Consider the following 16,796-nt stretch of genomic DNA (forward strand, 5'->3'; position numbering starts at 1 on the left):
GTCACGCCTCCTTCGCGATCACGTGCGCGGCGTCCAGCACCTTGGTGCCGGAAGAAAGCACTCGCACGGGGTTCAGGTCGAGCTCGAAACCGCCCTCCCAGCCGGACACCAGCGCGGCCACGGTCTCCAACGTCCGCACCAGCGACGGCACGTCCGCGGCCGCACGGCCACGCGCGCCGTCGAGCAACGCCTTGCCGCGCAGCTCGCCGACCATGGCGAGAGCGTCACCCGGTGCCAGCGGCAGCAGGCGCGAGGTCGCGTCGTCCAGTGCCTCGGTGAAGATGCCGCCAAGTCCTAGAGTCAGGACCGGACCGAGGTCGGACGTGTGCACGCCGATGATCAGCTCGACGCCCTCGCCGACCAGTTCCTCGACGAGCACCGCCCCACCGAACGCGGACAGCTCGTCGAACGCAGCAGCAGCGTCGGCAGAAGACACGCCGACCTTCACCGCGCCGACGTCGGTCTTGTGCACCAGCCCAGGAACGACCGCCTTGAACACGGCGGTTCCGCCGACCTCGTCCACCACGGCCTTGGCCTCGGAGGCCGAACCGACCACCCGCCCGACCGGCACCGACAGACCCGCCGAAGCCAGCAACGCCTTGAGCTCCGGCTCGGTCAGCTCAGCAGCAGGCGTCTCGATCCCCAAGCCCGCCAACACCTCCGAAGCACGCGGCTTGCTCACCTGCCACAGAGCAGCCGCGGCGCGAACGGCGCGCGCGGGCGACGGGTAGTCCGGCAGACCGGCCTCCCGCAACGTCGCGCGGGCGTTCGGGGCGAGGAAGTCCGCGCCGGTGCGGGAGACCAGCACCGGCTTGCCGGACTTCTCCGCCACCTTGGCCAGCGCCCGCACGGCCTTGTCCACGTCGCCGTCGGTCATCACGCAGAAGCAGCCGATGATCATGTCGACGGTCTCGTCGGCGGCGATGACCTCCAGCGAGCGGTCGAACAGCGACGGGTCGCTCAGCACCGCGGCCGTGATGTCGACCGGGTTGTCGGCCGATCCGAAGCTGGGGATGATCTCCGAGAGCGCAGCCCGCGTCTCGTCCTTCAGGGGCGTCAGCTCAAGTCCCTGCGCCACCACGTCATCCGCGGCGAGGATGCCCGAACCGCCCGAGGTCGTGACGATCGCGACCCGCGGACCGGCCGGTCGGCGCGGCGACACGAAGGCATCGCCCGCGTCCAGCAGCTCGTCGATGTCCCCGGCCCGCACGATCCCGAACTGCCGCAGCGCCGCGTCCAGCACCCGGTCGTCCGTCGCCAGCGCACCGGTGTGCGAGGCCGCGGCGCGGCCGCCTTCCTCGCTACGACCCGACTTCAGCAGCGCGACGGGCTTGCCGGAGTTGGCCAGCGACCGCAGTGCGGACACGTCCGGCACGTTCTCCAGGTAGCCCAGCAGCCCGGTGCACGAAGGCTCAGAAGCCAGCTCCGCCAGCACCTCCAGCGCGGACACGTCGGCGTCGTTGCCGGTGGTGATCACCCAGCCCGGCCGCTGCCCGCGCTCGATGCCCAGCGACGCAGCGCCGAAGCCCAACGCGCCACTCTGCGAGACGATCCCGAGCCCACCCGGCTCCAGCGACACGACCGCCTCCGCCGAGAACAGCGGCGAGAACGTCGCCATCACCTTGTTGCCGAATCCGACGGCACCGATGCAGTTCGGGCCGATCAGGCGGAGTCCACCGGCACGAGCCCGCGCCACGGTCTCGGCCTGCAGCGCCGCACCCTCGTCACCGGTCTCGGCGAACCCGGAGGACGCGATGATCGCGACCTTGATCCCGGCGGCCACGCAGTCGTCGACGGCGGCGGGCACGCGGTCCGCCGACACCACGATGAACGCGAGGTCGATCGGCCCCGGTGCCTCCAGGACCGACGGGTAGGCCTGGTAGCCGAGGATCGTGCCGCCCTTGGGGTTGATCGGCAGAATCCGGCCGGGGTAGCCGTACCGCTGCAGGTACGCGACAGGCTTGCGGCCCAGCGCTCCCTCGCGCTCGGTCGCGCCGATGACGGCGACCGACTCGGCGTTCCACAACAGGGACAGCTCACTCATGCGACAACCTCATCCAGGTCGAACAACTTCCCCAGCACTTCCACGTACCTGGAGCCGTCCGGCGCCCCAGCCAGCTCACGGGCGCGCACGGTCGGGCCGTGCAGCACCTTCTCCACGATCCGGTGCACCGACAGCGTGATCTCCGAGCGGTGCTGCTCGTCGAACGCCGGCACCTTCCGGAACAACCTGCCCAGCTCGGCCTCGGCGGTCGTCGACGCGACCGTCCGCAGCTTCACCAACGCCGGCGCGACCTTCGCGGCCCGTTGCGCGGCGAGGAATCCCTCGACCTCGCCCTCGATCAACGACCGCACCGACGCCACACTGGACAGTGCGGCCTCGTCAGGGCCGTTGCCCGCCAACGTCTCCAGGTCGACCAGCGACACCCCGTCGACCTTCGCCACGTCGCCGGCGATGTTGCGCGGCAACGCCAGGTCGAGCAGGAACAACGGCGAGCCTGCGCGGTTGCGCACCGCCTCCTCCGCGTCCGCAGCGGTCAGCAACGCCCCGGTGCCACCGATGCAGGTCACCACGAGATCGACCTGGGCGAGCAACGACGGCAGTTCGTCGAGCCCGTACCCGTTGCCCCCGGTCGTCTCCGCCAGTCGAGCAGCCTTCTCCGGCGTGCGGTTCGCCACGTCGATGCGCGCCAAACCGCTGCCGCGCAACGCTGCTACGACGACACCGGCCATCGCCCCCGCGCCGACGACCAGTGCCGACCTGCCGGCCATCGCGCCCACAACGTGCTCCAGCGCCGACAGCCCGACCGTGGCCAAAGACCGCCCCGCCCGGTTGATGTCGGTCTCGGTCCGCACCCGCTTGCCGATCCGGATCGCGGACTGCACCAGCTGGTTGATCAGCGGACCGGCGGTGCCGAGGCGGCGTGACCGGTCCAGCGCGTCCTTGACCTGGCCGAGGATCTGGTCCTCGCCGATGACGATCGACTCCAGGCCGCTCGACACCGAGTACAGGTGCCGCACCGCGTCCGCACCCTCGTGCTGGTACAGGAAGCGAGAAGCGTCCTCTTCGGACAGACCGAGCCGTTCGACGAGCCTCTGACGCAACAACGCGGGAGCGCTGTCGGACTGCTTCTCGACGTAGAACTCCATCCGGTTGCACGTCGACAACGCGTACACGGCACCGAACTCGTCCGCGGAGTTGATCTCACCGAGCACGGCGTCCAGGTCCTCGCCGGAGATCACGACGCGCTCCAGCACGTCCACCGGCGCCGACGAGTGGCTGATGCCCAGCAGGGTCAGCTTGACGTCTCCCACGCTCACCGCTCCAGACGTGTGGCGAACTCGGTCGCCCAGTAGCTGATGATGATCGACGCACCGGCGCGCCGGATGGAGTTGAGGCTCTCCAACACGACCTGGTCGCGGTCGAGCCAGCCCTTCGCGGCAGCGGCCTCGATCATCGAGTACTCACCGGAGACCTGGTACGCCGCAACGGGAACGTCGACGTGGTCGGCGACCAGCCGGACGATGTCGAGGTAGGCGCCCGCGGGCTTGACCATCACGAAGTCCGCGCCCTCGGCCAGGTCCAGGTCGACCTCGCGCAGCGACTCGCGGATGTTGCCCGGTACCTGCTGGTACGCGCGGCGGTTGCCCTTCAGCGACGACTCCACGGCGTCGCGGAACGGGCCGTAGAACGCGGAGGCGTACTTGGCCGAGTAACCCATGATCGGCACGTGCGAGAACCCGGCCGCGTCGAGCTTCGCGCGGATCCTGCCGACCTGGCCGTCCATCATGGCGCTCGGCGCGATCACGTGCGCACCGGCTTCCGCCTGCACGACGGCCTGGTCCGCGAGGCGTTCGATGCTGGCGTCGTTGTCGACGTCGCCGTCCGGGCCGAGCACGCCGGTGTGGCCGTGGTCGGTGTACTCGTCGAGGTTCACGTCGCCGATGACGACGGTCGCGTCACCGACCTCCTCCACGACGTCGCGCAACGCCACCTGCAGGATGCCGTCGGGGTCGGTCGCGCCGAGGCCCAGCGGGTCCTTCTCCAGCGGGATGCCGAACAGCAGCAGGCCACCGACGCCCGCGCTCACGGCCTCGGCCGCCGCCTTGCGCAGCGACTCGCGGGTGTGCTGGTAGACGCCCGGCATCGAGCTGATCTCGCGCGGCTGGTCGATGCCCTCGCGCAGGAACAGCGGCTGGATCAGGTTGCTCGGGTGCAGGCGGGTCTCGGTGGCGAGCCTGCGCAACGCGGGCGTGCGGCGCAGCCTGCGGGGACGGGCGACGGGGAACTGTGCCGAGAAGGAGTGGGACGACATCAGACTGCCTTTCCGGAGCCGAGGAAGACGTTCTCGACGTGCTCGGTGAGCGCGTCGTCGGGGCGGCGGAACCAGTAGCCCGCCGTGGAGCGGTTCACGACGCCGAGCCGGCTGAGGTGCACCGCGAGTTCCGCCTGGCGCACAAGGAGTCCGGCGGGGTCGATCACCGGGACGCCGTGCAGCTCCTTGGTGCCGAGGTGCCAGAAGATCTCGGCGGGAATGCCCTCACCGGGGATGAGCACCTGCGCGCCGGCCTCGACCGCCTTCTTCGCGGCGACGTCGAACACCTCGACGAACCGGTCGAAGTCGCCGTCCAACGCCTGCCGCACGGCCTCGTGGCCGTCGTCGACCAGCTCGTAGGCGGCGAGACGGCTGCTCAACCCGTACCGCTCGATGTTCTCGGTGATGATCTCCTTCAACGCCGGCATGAAGCCCAGGACACCGAAGCGGTAGCCGAGCATCGCGGAGTAGAAGAAGCTCGTCTCGCCGTAGCCCAGCGTCGGGATCGACGTCTGCGCGCGGCCGTCGTGCAGACCGGGGTCCTGGCCGGCGGCGATCACCCACGCGTCGAAGCCCTGACGTTCGGCCTCGACCGCGCCACGGGCGAAGTGCGCGTTGAAGTGGATCTGCAGCGCGCCGAACTTGACCAGGTCGAACGGCGTCTCGGTGTCGTAGGTGCCTTCCGGCAGCGTCTTGATGACGATCTCGGTGCCGGGCGAGGTGACCTCGGCGAGATGCTTGCGGTACCACTCGTCGAGCAGTGGCAGTCTGCCTTCGACGGTGTGCTTGTGGAACCAGATCTTCATGGGGCGACGGACCCTTCCAGCCTGGGAACGGAGTCGAGCATCGATGCCTGAACGAGGTACTGCGCCGCTTTGGCGGGATCGCTTGCGGTGGCGGCGAGCTGGCGCACCGCGGCGTCGACAGAGCCCGTTTGTCCATCCACTCCGGACACTCGTGCTTCGCTGCGCGGGATGACGTGGTCGGTGACCACGTTCCGGCGGCGTTGCGCGGCTTCGTCGAGCAGTGCGTTTCCGTGGTCGCCGTTGACCACACGAGAGAGGGCGGTGGCGATGTCCACGGCGTCGTGGATGCCGCAGTTCATGTTCATGCCACCGGCGGTGGAGGTGAGGTGGGCCGCGTCGCCCGCGAAGAGGACGCGTCCAACCCGGTAGTTGTCGATCACGCGGCGCGAGGTGCGGTAGGAGTGCGCGTCGCGCACCTCCATCCGATCGGCGATCGTCGGCAACGCCTTGTGCAGCAACGCCTCCACCGGGACGTCGTCCGGGTCGGCGGTGTGCGGCAGGCGCAGGATGACCCGCCAGTGGTCGGGCAGGCCGAGGACGCTGCACGACTGCACCGGGTCGCGGAAGTACGTCATCGGCGAGAGGCCCGGCAGCAACCGGTCCAGCTCCGTGGTCGTGATGACGCGCAACGCGTAGGTCGGGTACTCCAGGCCGGGAAAGCCGAGACCCAGCCGGGTGCGGACCGCGCTGTGCGCACCATCGGCCGCGATCACGTGGGACGCGCTGATCGTGCCGTTGGTCGTGACCAGCTCGACGCCGTCGGCGTCCTGACGAACGTCCAGAACCTCGGTGTCCCAGCGAACGTCGGCCTGAAGTCCCTTGAGCAGCAACGGGGTCAGCACGGTCTGCTCGGCGTGCAGGCGGAACGGGTGCGCCGTCCGGTCGGCGATCGTCGAGTACTCCATGCGCGTCAGCAACGAGCCGCTGCGACTGCGCCACTGCAGGTCGTGCACCTCGCGGCCCTGCGCGATGAAGTCACGGGCCACACCGAGCCCGGCCAGCAGGTCGAGCGTCGCCGGGTGGAACGTGGAGGCGCGCGAGGCCGTGCCGAGCGCGGATCCCTTTTCCAGCAACGTCACCGGGATGCCCGCACGCGACAACACCAGTGCCGCGGTGAGCCCGACCGGGCCGGCGCCAACGACCGCGATCACGGTGCCAGCCGCCAGTCCACGACCGCGTCCGACACGAGCCTGCTGAGCGCCCACCAGGCCGTGGCCAGGTTGGAGGTGAGGATCGTGCGTTCGGTGCCCGCCTTCAGCTCCTTCAGGGCGGCGAGCGTGAACATCCCGGTGCCGGTCATCAGCAGCACCTCGTCGGCCGGTCGGTCAGCCTCGCGGACCTGCTCGACCAACTCGTCGGTGGTGACGTCGTAGGGCGAGAAACCCTTGCTGGACCGGACTTTCACGATGTCGCGGACCTTGATCCCGGCAGCCTCCCAGTACGACCGCGAGAGGTCGGTGAGCCACTGCGCGTACGGCGAGACGAGCGTGACCTCGGTGGCGTTGATGCTCGCCAGCGCCGAGAGCACGGTCCGCGTCACGGTCGTGACCTCGACGCCGAAGCGCGCGCTCAGGTCGTCGCAGAACTCCTGCTCGCGCTCCGGGCCCTGCAGGTAGTGCGACCCGCTGCACTCGGCGACGATCGCCTGCGCGCCGAGCCGCCCGAACGACGCGATCGCGGGTGCCAGCGCCTCGTTGTACTTCTCGATCCGCTCCCGCTGTTCGAACTCGGTGAACAACGGGAAACGGGTGGCGTGGACGTTCACGTGACCGAACAGCAGAGCGGCGATCTCCGGTTCCACCGCCGCATTTCCTGACGGCACCACGACACCCAGTCGGGGAGCGGTTGGATTGACCATGACGCCGACGTTATGAGCGCGCCGACCGGAGTTCACTACGGAAGTCCGCAGAATTGCTTGATACATAAAACGCTTCGGGATACCGAAGGGGATTTCTGCCACACGGACACGAAAAAGGGCCTCCCGGGTCGAAAACCGGGAGGCCCTTCGCCGGGCGGGGGAAGGCTGGGGGTCAGGCCTTCGCCGCCGCGGGGGCCGGGGCGGGAGAAGGCGCTTCGACCGCCTTGGGCTTGCGGCGGACGAGCATCACCCCGGCGACGGACGCGAGCGCCCCGACGTAGAGCGGCCAGCCCGCCGGCTCACCGAGCACGAGCGCGCCGAGCGCGACCGAGACGATCGGGAACAGGTAGGTGACGGTGGACGCGACGGTCGGGCCGTCCTTGGTGATCAGCTGGAAGTTCAGGACGTACGCGATACCCGTGCAGATCGGCCCGAGCACGGCGATCGCGATCAGCGAGTCCGCCCGCAGGTGCAGCGGCTGCAACCCGGCGAACGGCATCGCCACCAGCAACAACGCACTCGCGGCCGTCAGCTGGGAGGCCGCCAGGGTGAGCGGCGGAATGCCGCGACCTGCCAGGAACTTGCCCATGTAGGCGAAGCTCGCGCCGAGGCTGACCGTGCCGACGACGAATGCCACGATGCTGCTCGTGCTGCCTGCCGACGCGGCGCTCCACGGTGCGGCGATGATGATCGTGCCGACCATGCCGAGCACCACGCCACCGATCTTGGTGGCGGTCACCTTGCGGTCCTGCCCGAGGACGTAGGCACCGACAATCGTCCACAGCGGCGTCGTCGAGTTGACCACGCCGGCGACGCTCGACGACCCGGTCTGCTCACCCCACGCGAACAACACCCACGGAATCGCGTTGCCCAGCAAAGCAGCGACGGCGAGGTGGCCCCAGATCACGCCGCCCTTCGGCAGCCGTCCGCCCCTGCTGTACACGAACGGCAGCAGCACGATCGCCCCGAGCACCAGCCGGGCGAACACCATCTGCACCGGCGAGAACGCATAACCGGCTATTTTGATGAAGAGGAAGACCGAGCCCCAGATGAGGCCGAGCGCGATCAACCTCACCAGGCTCATCCTGGACACGGCAGCAGACATCAGTAATCCCTGTTTCTCATCGGGAATCCAGACCGAAGTGGTTGGCAAGAACGAGCTTCACACGCGCGTAGAGGTAGGTCCATCGAGAATTTGTGCTCTCGACCGTGCAGGGAAACTGAATGATCAGCCCCGCTGGGCCGCCTTGAGCTCGGCGGCGGCCTCCAGTGCGCTCAGCACCGCGGCCAGGTGCGGTGCTTCCTCACTCCCCCTGCGCACGGCTGCGAACACGTGCCGGGTGGGCTGCTCCGCGTCGAGCACCCGGATCACCACGTCCTCGCGCGGTCCCGCGTTGATCAGCCTCGGCACCAGGGCCAGGCCGAGCCCCAGTGCCACCGCGCCCAACGTCGCTTCCCAGTCGCCGATCTGGTGCACGATCTCGGGCGTGAACCCGGCAGCGATGCACGCGGCGAACGAGATGTCGCGGCACGTCCCCGTGTTGGAGAAGATCCACGCCTCGCTCGACAGGTCCGCCAGCCGAACGACCGGCGCGTGCGCGAGCGGGTGGTGCACCGGCAACGCTACGTCGAAGCGTTCGGCCAGCAGCGCCACCCGGTGGAAGCGGCGATCGGTGGCGGCCGGGCTGTCCTTGGACTCCAGGCTCAGCACCACGTCCACGTCGCCGCGCATCAGCTGGTCGAACGAGTACGGCGGATCCGACTCGACCAGCCGCACCACGACGCCGGGGTGACTGTCGCGCAGTTCGCGCACGGCGGGCAGCACGAGGCCGGACAACGTGGCCGCGAAGCCCGCGACACGTGCCTCGGCCACCGAGCCTTCCGAGTACGCAAGAAGATCGGCCTGGACCCGTTCCAGCTCGGCGAAGATCTCGTTGGCACGCCTCAACAGCACACGAGCGGCATCCGTGAGGCGGACGCGGCGGCCGACCGGTTCGATCAGGCGGACGCCGGCTTCCTTCGACAGCGCCACGAGTTGCTGCGACACCGCGGACGGCGTGAGGTGCAGCGCCTGTGCCACCGCGGCGACGGTGCCGCGTTCGTCGAGCTCACGCAGCATCCGCAGCTTGCGGACGTCCAGGTCCCCCATGGCTCCACCTAACGCAGTTGGCCGGTGCCGAGATCAACGATCTCCGACGCCACGAGTTCGAGCAACCCCAGGTAGTGCTCGGCGGGCTCGCGGACGGTCTCGCCCGGATATGTCGTATCCAGAACTACATGCGTGGCACCGAGTTCGGCCAACGCGCCGAGGTCGTCGCGAAGCTGGTCGACCGTGCCCTCACCGAGGATCCGGCCGTGGTCGGGCAACCGCCGCGCGGTGATCCGCAGCTTGATGCGCGGCGCCAGCGCGGGCACTGGGCGCTCCTTCTGCTCGGACACCCGGCGGAGCTGCGGCATTCCGAGCTGCTCCAGATAGCCCGGCGGCACGGACGTCGGATGCCACGCGTCGCCGTGCAGCACGGCCCGTCGCAACGCACCGGCGCTGTGCCCGCCGACCCAGACCGGGATCGGCCGCACCGGCCTCGGCCCCGTGGCCACCGGGCCGAACCGGACAAAAGAGCCATCGGACTTCGCTATGTCGTTGGCCCACAACGCCTTCATCGCGCGCAGCGACTCGTCCGCGATCCGGCCGCGCGAGCGGTAGTCGGCACCCACCGCGGCGAACTCACCCGGCGCCCAGCCCGCGGCCACGCCCAGCACCAGCCGGCCGCCGCTGAACTGGTCGATCGACGCGGCCATCCGCGCCATCACCAGCGGATGCCGGTACGGCAGCACGATCACGGTCGTACCGAGCTCGATCCCGGTCGTCTGCCCGGCGAGCCACGACAGCGTGGCGAACGGGTCGTAGAAGGGCGCCGGGAACAGCCGCTCCACCTCCGGGGTGAGCGCGACGTGGTCGGACACCATGGCGAGGTGGTAGCCGAGCCGTTCGACGTGCTGGACCCAGCGCAGGATCTCGCCGGGCGCGGCACGGTCGCCGTAGTTGGGGATGTTGACGCCGAACCTCATCCTCAGTCCCCTCAGGCGGCCAGTGCGGACGCCAGCTGCGCCCTGCGGTTGATGCCGAGCTTGCGGTAGATGCTGGTGATGTGGAGCTCGACCGCGCGCACCGAGACCCGGAACTGGCCCGCGATCTCCCGGTTGGTCTTGCCGCCGACGATCAGCGCGGCGATCCGGTGCTCGTGCGCCGTGAGAGCGCGACCAGCGGCCACCGCGGCACGCGTGATGCGCGGGCCGTTCTCGATCCGGGAGATCAGCGAACTGGACCCGGCAGCCATAGTGAAACCGAATTGCTGCGGCTCAGGCTCGTGTCCAACCGGGAGCTTCAACCCGCCGACGAGCACGTGCCACTCGCGAATCTTGACGCTGCGCACCAATTTCCCGCGCACATAAGGGTCTCCGTCGACCAAACGGCGCAACGCGGCGTCGTCCGCGGCCTCGCACAGCATCAGCCCGCCCGACTCGTCGGTGTAAAGGCCGCCCCCCAGCAGCACGCCGCGCGCGGCCAGGTCCTCCCAGTACCTGCGATGAGCGGGCCGGACCTCGCCTAACCGCTCGTCCGCTGTCTCGAACACCATCTCGACCACGAACCTGGCCATGTTGTGGATCTCCCCCTGCTGGACCGTCGACCGCTGTAGTGAGTACGCCAGTACAAACTTGAACGCAAGACCGATTTTGAGTGTAGGGCTTCTCGTTCCACCCTGCGAGACCGTGGTTCCCGAACTCTCAGCGACGACCGGCAATTGCGTAACTTTGACTTCCAGCGTTCACCACGGCTGGCTAAACTTGGCTTCGGGTACATAGTTGTACTTGGAACTACTTTGAACCCACGGGGGGACCGTGACACGCCGCCATGCCTCCATGTCCGACAGATCTCGCGGAAGCACCGGTGACACAACCGGACAAGTCGCGGTGGCGGGCATGTCCTGCCGCTTCCCCGGCGCCGGATCCCTGGCCGCGTACTGGGATCTGCTGACCGGCAACGTCGATGCCGTCAGCGAGATCCCGCGCGATCGATTCGAGATCGACGACTGGCATTCGACAACACCCGCTCCCGGTAGGACGATCTCGCGGCACGGCGGGTTCCTCGCCGACGTCCGCGGCTTCGACGCGGAGTTCTTCGGCATCTCACCGCGTGAGGCCAGAGCCATGGACCCGCAGCAGCGACTGCTGCTGGAAGTCGCCTGGGAAGCGTTGGAGGACGCGGGAATCCGGCCCTCCGAGCTCGCCGGGCGGCGCGTCGGCGTGTTCGTCGGCCAGGCCACCGCCGAGTACGGCAAGGCCAGTCGCAACGCGGGCAACCACGACGTCCGGCACGCGGCGGGAGGGGAGCTCCGGGCCGTCACCGCGGGGCGGCTCTCCTACGCGCTGGACCTGCGCGGTCCGTCCATCGTGGTCGACACGGCCTGTTCGTCGTCGCTCGTGGCCGTGCACAACGCCCGGCAGGCGCTGCTCGCCGGCGAGTGCGACCTCGCGATCGCGGCCGGGGTCAACGTGATCCTGCTGCCCGACGACGCGATCGCGTACTCGCAGGCGTCGATGCTCGCCCCCGACGGGCGCTGCAAGTTCGGCTCCGCGACCGCGGACGGCTTCGTGCGCAGCGAAGGTGTCGGCGCGGTGGTGCTGGAACGGTTGCCCGACGCGGTCGCACACGGCGACCGCGTCCACGCCGTGCTGCTCGGCAGCGCGGTCAGCAACGACGGCCGCGGCAGCGGTCTGCTGTTGCAGCCCGCCGTGCGCGGTCAGGCCGAGATGCTCACGGCCGCGTACTCCGACGCCGGCCTCGATCCCTCCACTGTGGACTACATCGAGGCGCACGGCACGGGCACCAGCGTCGGCGACCGGGTCGAGCTCGCCGCTCTGCGCGAGGTGGCTGGGGCGAACCGGGACAAGCCGTTGCTGCTCGGTTCGGTGAAGAGCAACCTCGGGCACACCGAGGCGGCAGCCGGTGTCGCTGGGCTCATCAAGGCGGTGCTGATCGCGGAACACCGCGTGGTTCCGGCCTCGTTGCACGCTCAGGTGCTCGCGGAGACGCTGACGGACGGGCCGTTGCGGCTCGTCACGCGCAATCAGCCGTTGGGTGAGGAGCGGCCGATCATCGGGGTCAGCTCGTTCGGGATCTCGGGGACCAACGTGCACGTCGTCCTGACCTCGCCACCAACCCAGACCACACCCACCCCCGCTGCCACCCCTGCCACTCCCTCCACCGCCACCGCCACCGCCACCCCAGTCGCCGCTGCCGCCACCCCAGTCGCCGCCACCGCCACCGTCACCCCAGTCGCCTCCGTCCCCGCGGCCTCCGTCCCCGCCGCCGCTACCGCCATCCCCGCCGACGCCCGGCCGCGAGTGCTGACGCTGTCGGCCAAATCCCTTGCTGCCCTTCGGGACGCCGCCACCGCACATCTCACGCACCTCGACGAAGCCGTTGCCGTGCAGGACATCTGCCACACCGCAGCCGTCCGTCGCGACCACCACGAACACCGGCTCGCCATCACGGGCGCGACCGTCGCGGAGTTCCAGGCCGGGCTGCGGGCGTTCCTCGACGGTGAGATCGCAGCGGGCGAAGCAACGGAACGGCCACCGGTCGTCTTCCTGTTCCCCGGCCAGGGCTCACAGTGGCGCGGTATGGGCCGTGAGCTTTACGAGGTGTCACCGGCGTTCCGGGCCGCGCTCGACGAGTGCGACGCGGCCGTGCGCGACGAGGCCGGCTGGTCCGTTGTGGATGTTCTGACCGGCGCGGCACCGTGGCGGGAGACCATCGCGGTGATCCAGCCGGTGCTGTGGGCCGTGCAGGTCGCGCTGGCCGCGCACTGGCGGTCGTGGGGCGTGGAGCCCGACATCGTTGTCGGTCACAGCATGGGTGAGGTGGCGGCGGCGCAGATCGCCGGCGCGTTGTCGGAGAGGAACGCGGCCGCGGTGATCTGCCGCCGCAGCGCGTTGATGCAGGAGACGGCGGGCAGTGGCGCGATGTTGTGGGCCGAGCTCTCCGCCGAACGTGCGGAGGGCCTGCTCGACCGGTATCAGGGTGAGGTGTGCGTGGCGGCGGACAACTCCCCCGGCACGTGCGTCCTGGCCGGCCCGGCCGGGCTGATGGCGACCGTCGCGGACGACCTGGAGTCGCTCGGCATCGCGTGCCGCGCGGTGAAGAACGTCGACGTTGCGTCGCACTCGCCGTTGATGGACAAGGTCGCCACGGCGTTGCGCGAGCAGCTCGACGATCTGCGCCCGCACGCACCGCAGGTCGACTTCCGGTCCACTGTGGAGCACGGCAGGCGTGAGCTGGACGCCCGTTACTGGGCGGACAACGTACGGCAAACCGTGCGGCTCAACGACACCGTGCGCCGCATCCTCACCGAGGCGCGGCACGCCGTCATCCTGGAGATCAGCCCGCACCCGGTGTTGCTGAACGCTGCGAGTGAGATCGGCGCGGCGATGACCGTGCCGTCGTTGCTGCGCGAGGAACCCGAACTCCGCGCGATCACGGAAGCGTTGGGGCGGCTGCACGTCGCGGGCGTGCCGATCGACTGGGCGACCTGGCTCGGCGACGGTCGGTGCGTGAACCTGCCGACCTACCCGTGGCAGCACCAGGAGTACTGGTTCGAGTCGTTCACCGCGGACACCGAGATCGTCCGCGAGGTCGACCCGGCGACCCTCGGCCTCGCGGAAGCCCTGCGCGGGCTGCGGTTCCGCGGCCTCACCCCGCTGCCGTGCGCGGCGTTGTTCGAGGCCGTGCTCTCGGTCGCCCGCAGCACCGAACCGGGCAGCACGCACGCGCTCAAGAACATCCGGTTCCACGAGCTGTGCACGGTGGACCCGGAGGCCTTACCCACCCTCACCGTCACGCTGCGACCCGAGCGCGGCGGAACGAGGGCGTTCACCCTGCACACCGACGACGGGCTGAAGTGCGCGAGCGGTGAGCTGGAACGCGGTGGCTCGATCAGCGCGGTCGAGCTGGACTGGGCGCTCGAACGCTGCCGGGAGTACGTGCGGGACAGCGAGTTCCAGGAACTGGCGAGCCGGCACGGCTACGAGTTCGAGGGCGTGTTCCGCTCGCTGCGCCAGGCCTGGCGCGGGCAGGACATGGCCGTCGCGCGGTTCAACAGCACCACAGCGATGTCCGTGGTGCTGGAGACCGGCATGCAGGCCGTGATGCTCGCGCTGGGCTCGTCCGCGATCCCGCTGAGCGTGGACCGGGTGCGGATCACCGGCCGGGCGAGCGGTGAGTTCTGGGCCGTGGCGCGGCGGCGGCGCGGCAAGCCCGTGGTCGACGTCCGGTTGTTCGACGCTCAGCACGAGTGCTTCGCCGAGCTGACCGGCATCACCGTCCGGACCGAGGCGCCGACCCCGTTCGCGGGCCTCAACGAACTGGTCAGCGGCGTGACGAACCTGCTGCGGTCAGCCAGGACACCGAAGCCGTTGCCGGTGCGAACCGCTCAGCACAAGGAGCCCGTCGTCGTCGAACGGCCGGGCGAACCCGTGCGCGAAGTGGTGCTGGGCCACGTCGCGGCCGTGCTCGGCACGACACCGGACCGCCTCGACACCCGGCGGGCGTTGCGCGACCTGGGACTCGACTCCCTGATGGCCGCGCAACTCGCCGCTAGGCTGAAGAAGTCCCTCGGCAGAACGGTTCCCGCGACGCAGCTGCTCGGGCCGGAGAACGTGGGGGCGCTCGCCGACAGCCTCGCCTGATCTACTTCGCCAGGACTCCGTTCATCACCAGTCGCAGGGTCGTGACGAGCTCGTTGGCGAGCGTCGTCGGCTGCTTGCCACGACCCACGTACCGGTAGAGGGTCCCCAGGTAGATGTCGCGCAGGATGTTGCCCACCAGCGTCGGGTCGACGTGGTCGGCGATCTCGCCGGCCTGCTTGCCGCCGGCGACGATCTCCGCGAACAACGACGTCGCGTACGGCTCCTCGAAGATGGGGTGGCCGCACCGCACCCAGGCCGCGAGCATGACCTGCGTGGTGCGCCACTCCAGCTTGTTGATCTTCGCCAGCGCTCGCATGCAGTTCTCCAGGCACGTCAGCACGTCCAGGCCCCCGCCCGCGATCGCACCGAGCTCCGCCCGCAGCGTGTCCCGTCGCCGCGCGCCCCACGCGGCGATGACCTCCTCCTTCCGGTCGAAGTAGTTGAAGAAGGTGCCTCGCGCGACATCAGCCCGTTCGGTGATGTCCTCGATCGAGGTCTCCTCGTAGCCCTGCTCGGTGAACAGCTCTATGGAGGCCGTGTACAACCGCTCGTACATGGCCCGCTTGTGCCGCTCACGCCTCCCGACAGCCTGAGTCGGCGCCGCGGGCTCGGCCACGCGTCGCGTCCCCGCCATACGTGAACCCCCGTCTAATTGTGTACCGGAGTACAGGCTAGCGGTCTGCCGCGTCCGAAAATACCGTCAGAAGGTGCGGACTACGGGATTTCACCTGACTGCATGCACGCGTGTCCGTTCACGCCCGCTCACGGCGAGCGTCACGAGCAGGCCGATCGCCACCCACGTGTAGATGTCACCGTAGATGTGCTGCCACCAGGTCCACAGCATTTCCTTGTCACCGGTGTTGGGCAGCCAGTTGAACGGCCCGAGGAAGAACACCACGACAAGTGCGGGAAGCGCCACCCCGGATCCGTTGCGGCGCAGGAAAGCCAGCGCCAGGAACGCGGGCACGCACCACACCCAGTGGTGGGACCACGAGATCGGCGAGACGAGCAGGCCCGCCGTCGCGATCGCGACCAGGGCGACCACGTCGTGCCGGGCCCGGCGTGCCGCGATCACCGCGAGCAACACGACGACCGCGGACAGCAGCACCCACAGCAGCATCTCGGTGGAGTGGCCGGGGTTGAGGCGGTGCAGCACGCCCCGCAACGATTGGTTGGTCATGTATGCGATGCCGCCGACGCGGCTCCCGTCGAGCAGCCCGTGGAACCAGAACTCGGCGGAGTCCTTCGGTGCCAGCACGAACCCGGCACCGGCGACACCGGCGAAGGTCGCGAGCGAGGTGAGCGCGGCCCGCCAGTCCCTGCGCGCCAGGAAGTACAACACGAAGATCAGCGGGGTCAGCTTGAGCGCGGCGGCCAGGCCGACGAGCATCCCGCGCCACCGCCGGTCGGTGACGGCCAGGCAGTCCACGACCACGAACGCCATCAGCAGCAGGTTGACCTGCCCGTAGAGGAACGTCGAATGCACCGGCTCCAGCGCGAAAGCCGCGACGGAGACCGCGGCGCTGACCGTCCACACGACGTTCATCCGCGGGGTGAGCCGCCGGGTCACGACGAAGCAGACCACCGACAGGCACAGGAAGCTGGCCATCGTCACGAGGGTGTTCGCCAGCCAGGTCGGCAGCACCGCGAGCCCGCTGAAGAGGACGGCGGCGATCGGCGGATAGGTGAAGGGCAGGTTGAAGTCGGCCAGCTTCCCCGGGAAGTCGTGGTAGAGCGGAAGCCCTTCCAGCCAGGCGAGTCCGCCCGTCCGGTACACCTGCAGGTCGAGGTAGTACACGCCCATGGCGGCCAGCACGAGCGGCAGCCCCACCAGGGTCGCGAACCAGAGCACGCGGAAGTCCCGGCGCGCCCTGGCCCACCGGTCCAGGGCGAGGATCCGCCGCCGCCCTGCCTCGAACGCCTCCTGGGACATCGGCGGCACTTCGTCGACGAACTGTCTGATCAACGCTGTCTCGTTCATGTCGGCTTCTTGGCCGATTCGCGTTCTCGCATTTCCACCTGACGGGTGTGACCGTCCTCATGGGAATGCGGAGAGGCCCATCGGCC

13 protein-coding genes are annotated in these 16,796 nt (G+C 69.4%); 1 reads left to right on the forward strand and 12 read right to left on the reverse strand.

Annotated elements, in window-relative coordinates; translation table 11 throughout:
- Window position 1: 1 nt before the first annotated feature.
- From LFM09_RS11895 to LFM09_RS11940, 10 genes are all read right to left on the reverse strand, one after another.
- Window positions 2-2,044 carry an acetate--CoA ligase family protein gene (locus LFM09_RS11895; protein WP_414096431.1) on the reverse strand — a complete coding sequence of 681 codons (2,043 nt, stop codon included), beginning with the start codon at window positions 2,042-2,044 and terminating at the stop codon, window positions 2-4.
- Complete coding sequence (gene hemA, locus LFM09_RS11900; protein ID WP_414096432.1) at window positions 2,041-3,315, reverse strand: glutamyl-tRNA reductase; 1,275 nt, start codon at window positions 3,313-3,315, stop codon at window positions 2,041-2,043. The genes LFM09_RS11895 and hemA overlap by 4 nt, the downstream gene beginning before the upstream one ends.
- 2 nt (window positions 3,316-3,317) lie before the next feature.
- Window positions 3,318-4,316 carry a porphobilinogen synthase gene (hemB, locus tag LFM09_RS11905; RefSeq protein ID WP_414096434.1) on the reverse strand — a complete coding sequence of 333 codons (999 nt, stop codon included), beginning with the start codon at window positions 4,314-4,316 and terminating at the stop codon, window positions 3,318-3,320.
- The gene (locus LFM09_RS11910) at window positions 4,316-5,122 is read right to left on the reverse strand and encodes an aspartate/glutamate racemase family protein (protein WP_414096435.1); all 807 of its coding nucleotides are present in this window, start codon (window positions 5,120-5,122) and stop codon (window positions 4,316-4,318) included. Before LFM09_RS11910 ends, hemB begins: the two co-directional genes overlap by 1 nt.
- On the reverse strand, window positions 5,119-6,273 hold the full coding sequence (locus tag LFM09_RS11915; RefSeq protein WP_414096437.1) for an FAD-dependent oxidoreductase: 1,155 nt from the start codon (window positions 6,271-6,273) through the stop codon (window positions 5,119-5,121). The genes LFM09_RS11910 and LFM09_RS11915 overlap by 4 nt, the downstream gene beginning before the upstream one ends.
- On the reverse strand, window positions 6,270-6,980 hold the full coding sequence (locus tag LFM09_RS11920; RefSeq protein ID WP_414096438.1) for a hypothetical protein: 711 nt from the start codon (window positions 6,978-6,980) through the stop codon (window positions 6,270-6,272). The genes LFM09_RS11915 and LFM09_RS11920 overlap by 4 nt, the downstream gene beginning before the upstream one ends.
- 172 nt (window positions 6,981-7,152) lie before the next feature.
- The gene (locus LFM09_RS11925; RefSeq protein ID WP_414096439.1) at window positions 7,153-8,085 is read right to left on the reverse strand and encodes a DMT family transporter; all 933 of its coding nucleotides are present in this window, start codon (window positions 8,083-8,085) and stop codon (window positions 7,153-7,155) included.
- Window positions 8,086-8,208: 123 nt separating this feature from the next.
- Window positions 8,209-9,129, reverse strand: a complete 921-nt coding sequence (locus LFM09_RS11930) for a LysR family transcriptional regulator (RefSeq protein ID WP_414096440.1) — start codon at window positions 9,127-9,129, stop codon at window positions 8,209-8,211.
- An 8-nt stretch (window positions 9,130-9,137) separates the two neighbouring features.
- Window positions 9,138-10,049 carry a TIGR03619 family F420-dependent LLM class oxidoreductase gene (locus LFM09_RS11935; RefSeq protein ID WP_414096441.1) on the reverse strand — a complete coding sequence of 304 codons (912 nt, stop codon included), beginning with the start codon at window positions 10,047-10,049 and terminating at the stop codon, window positions 9,138-9,140.
- 11 nt (window positions 10,050-10,060) lie between these two features.
- A complete protein-coding gene (locus LFM09_RS11940; RefSeq protein ID WP_414096442.1) occupies window positions 10,061-10,639 on the reverse strand; it encodes a LuxR C-terminal-related transcriptional regulator in 579 nt (192 codons plus the stop codon).
- A 262-nt stretch (window positions 10,640-10,901) separates the two neighbouring features.
- Here LFM09_RS11940 and LFM09_RS11945 point away from each other — a divergent pair, with 262 nt between their 5' ends.
- On the forward strand, window positions 10,902-14,729 hold the full coding sequence (locus tag LFM09_RS11945) for a type I polyketide synthase (protein ID WP_414096443.1): 3,828 nt from the start codon (window positions 10,902-10,904) through the stop codon (window positions 14,727-14,729).
- A 1-nt stretch (window position 14,730) separates the two neighbouring features.
- On the opposite strand, the gene LFM09_RS11950 is transcribed toward LFM09_RS11945, so the two are convergent.
- On the reverse strand, window positions 14,731-15,345 hold the full coding sequence (locus tag LFM09_RS11950) for a TetR/AcrR family transcriptional regulator (RefSeq protein WP_414096445.1): 615 nt from the start codon (window positions 15,343-15,345) through the stop codon (window positions 14,731-14,733).
- Window positions 15,346-15,453: 108 nt separating this feature from the next.
- The gene (locus tag LFM09_RS11955) at window positions 15,454-16,710 is read right to left on the reverse strand and encodes a glycosyltransferase 87 family protein (protein WP_414096446.1); all 1,257 of its coding nucleotides are present in this window, start codon (window positions 16,708-16,710) and stop codon (window positions 15,454-15,456) included.
- Between the last annotated feature and the right edge of the window lie 86 nt (window positions 16,711-16,796).

The organism is Lentzea alba (assembly GCF_047445655.1).
In the GTDB taxonomy this organism is placed as follows: domain Bacteria; phylum Actinomycetota; class Actinomycetes; order Mycobacteriales; family Pseudonocardiaceae; genus Lentzea; species Lentzea alba_A.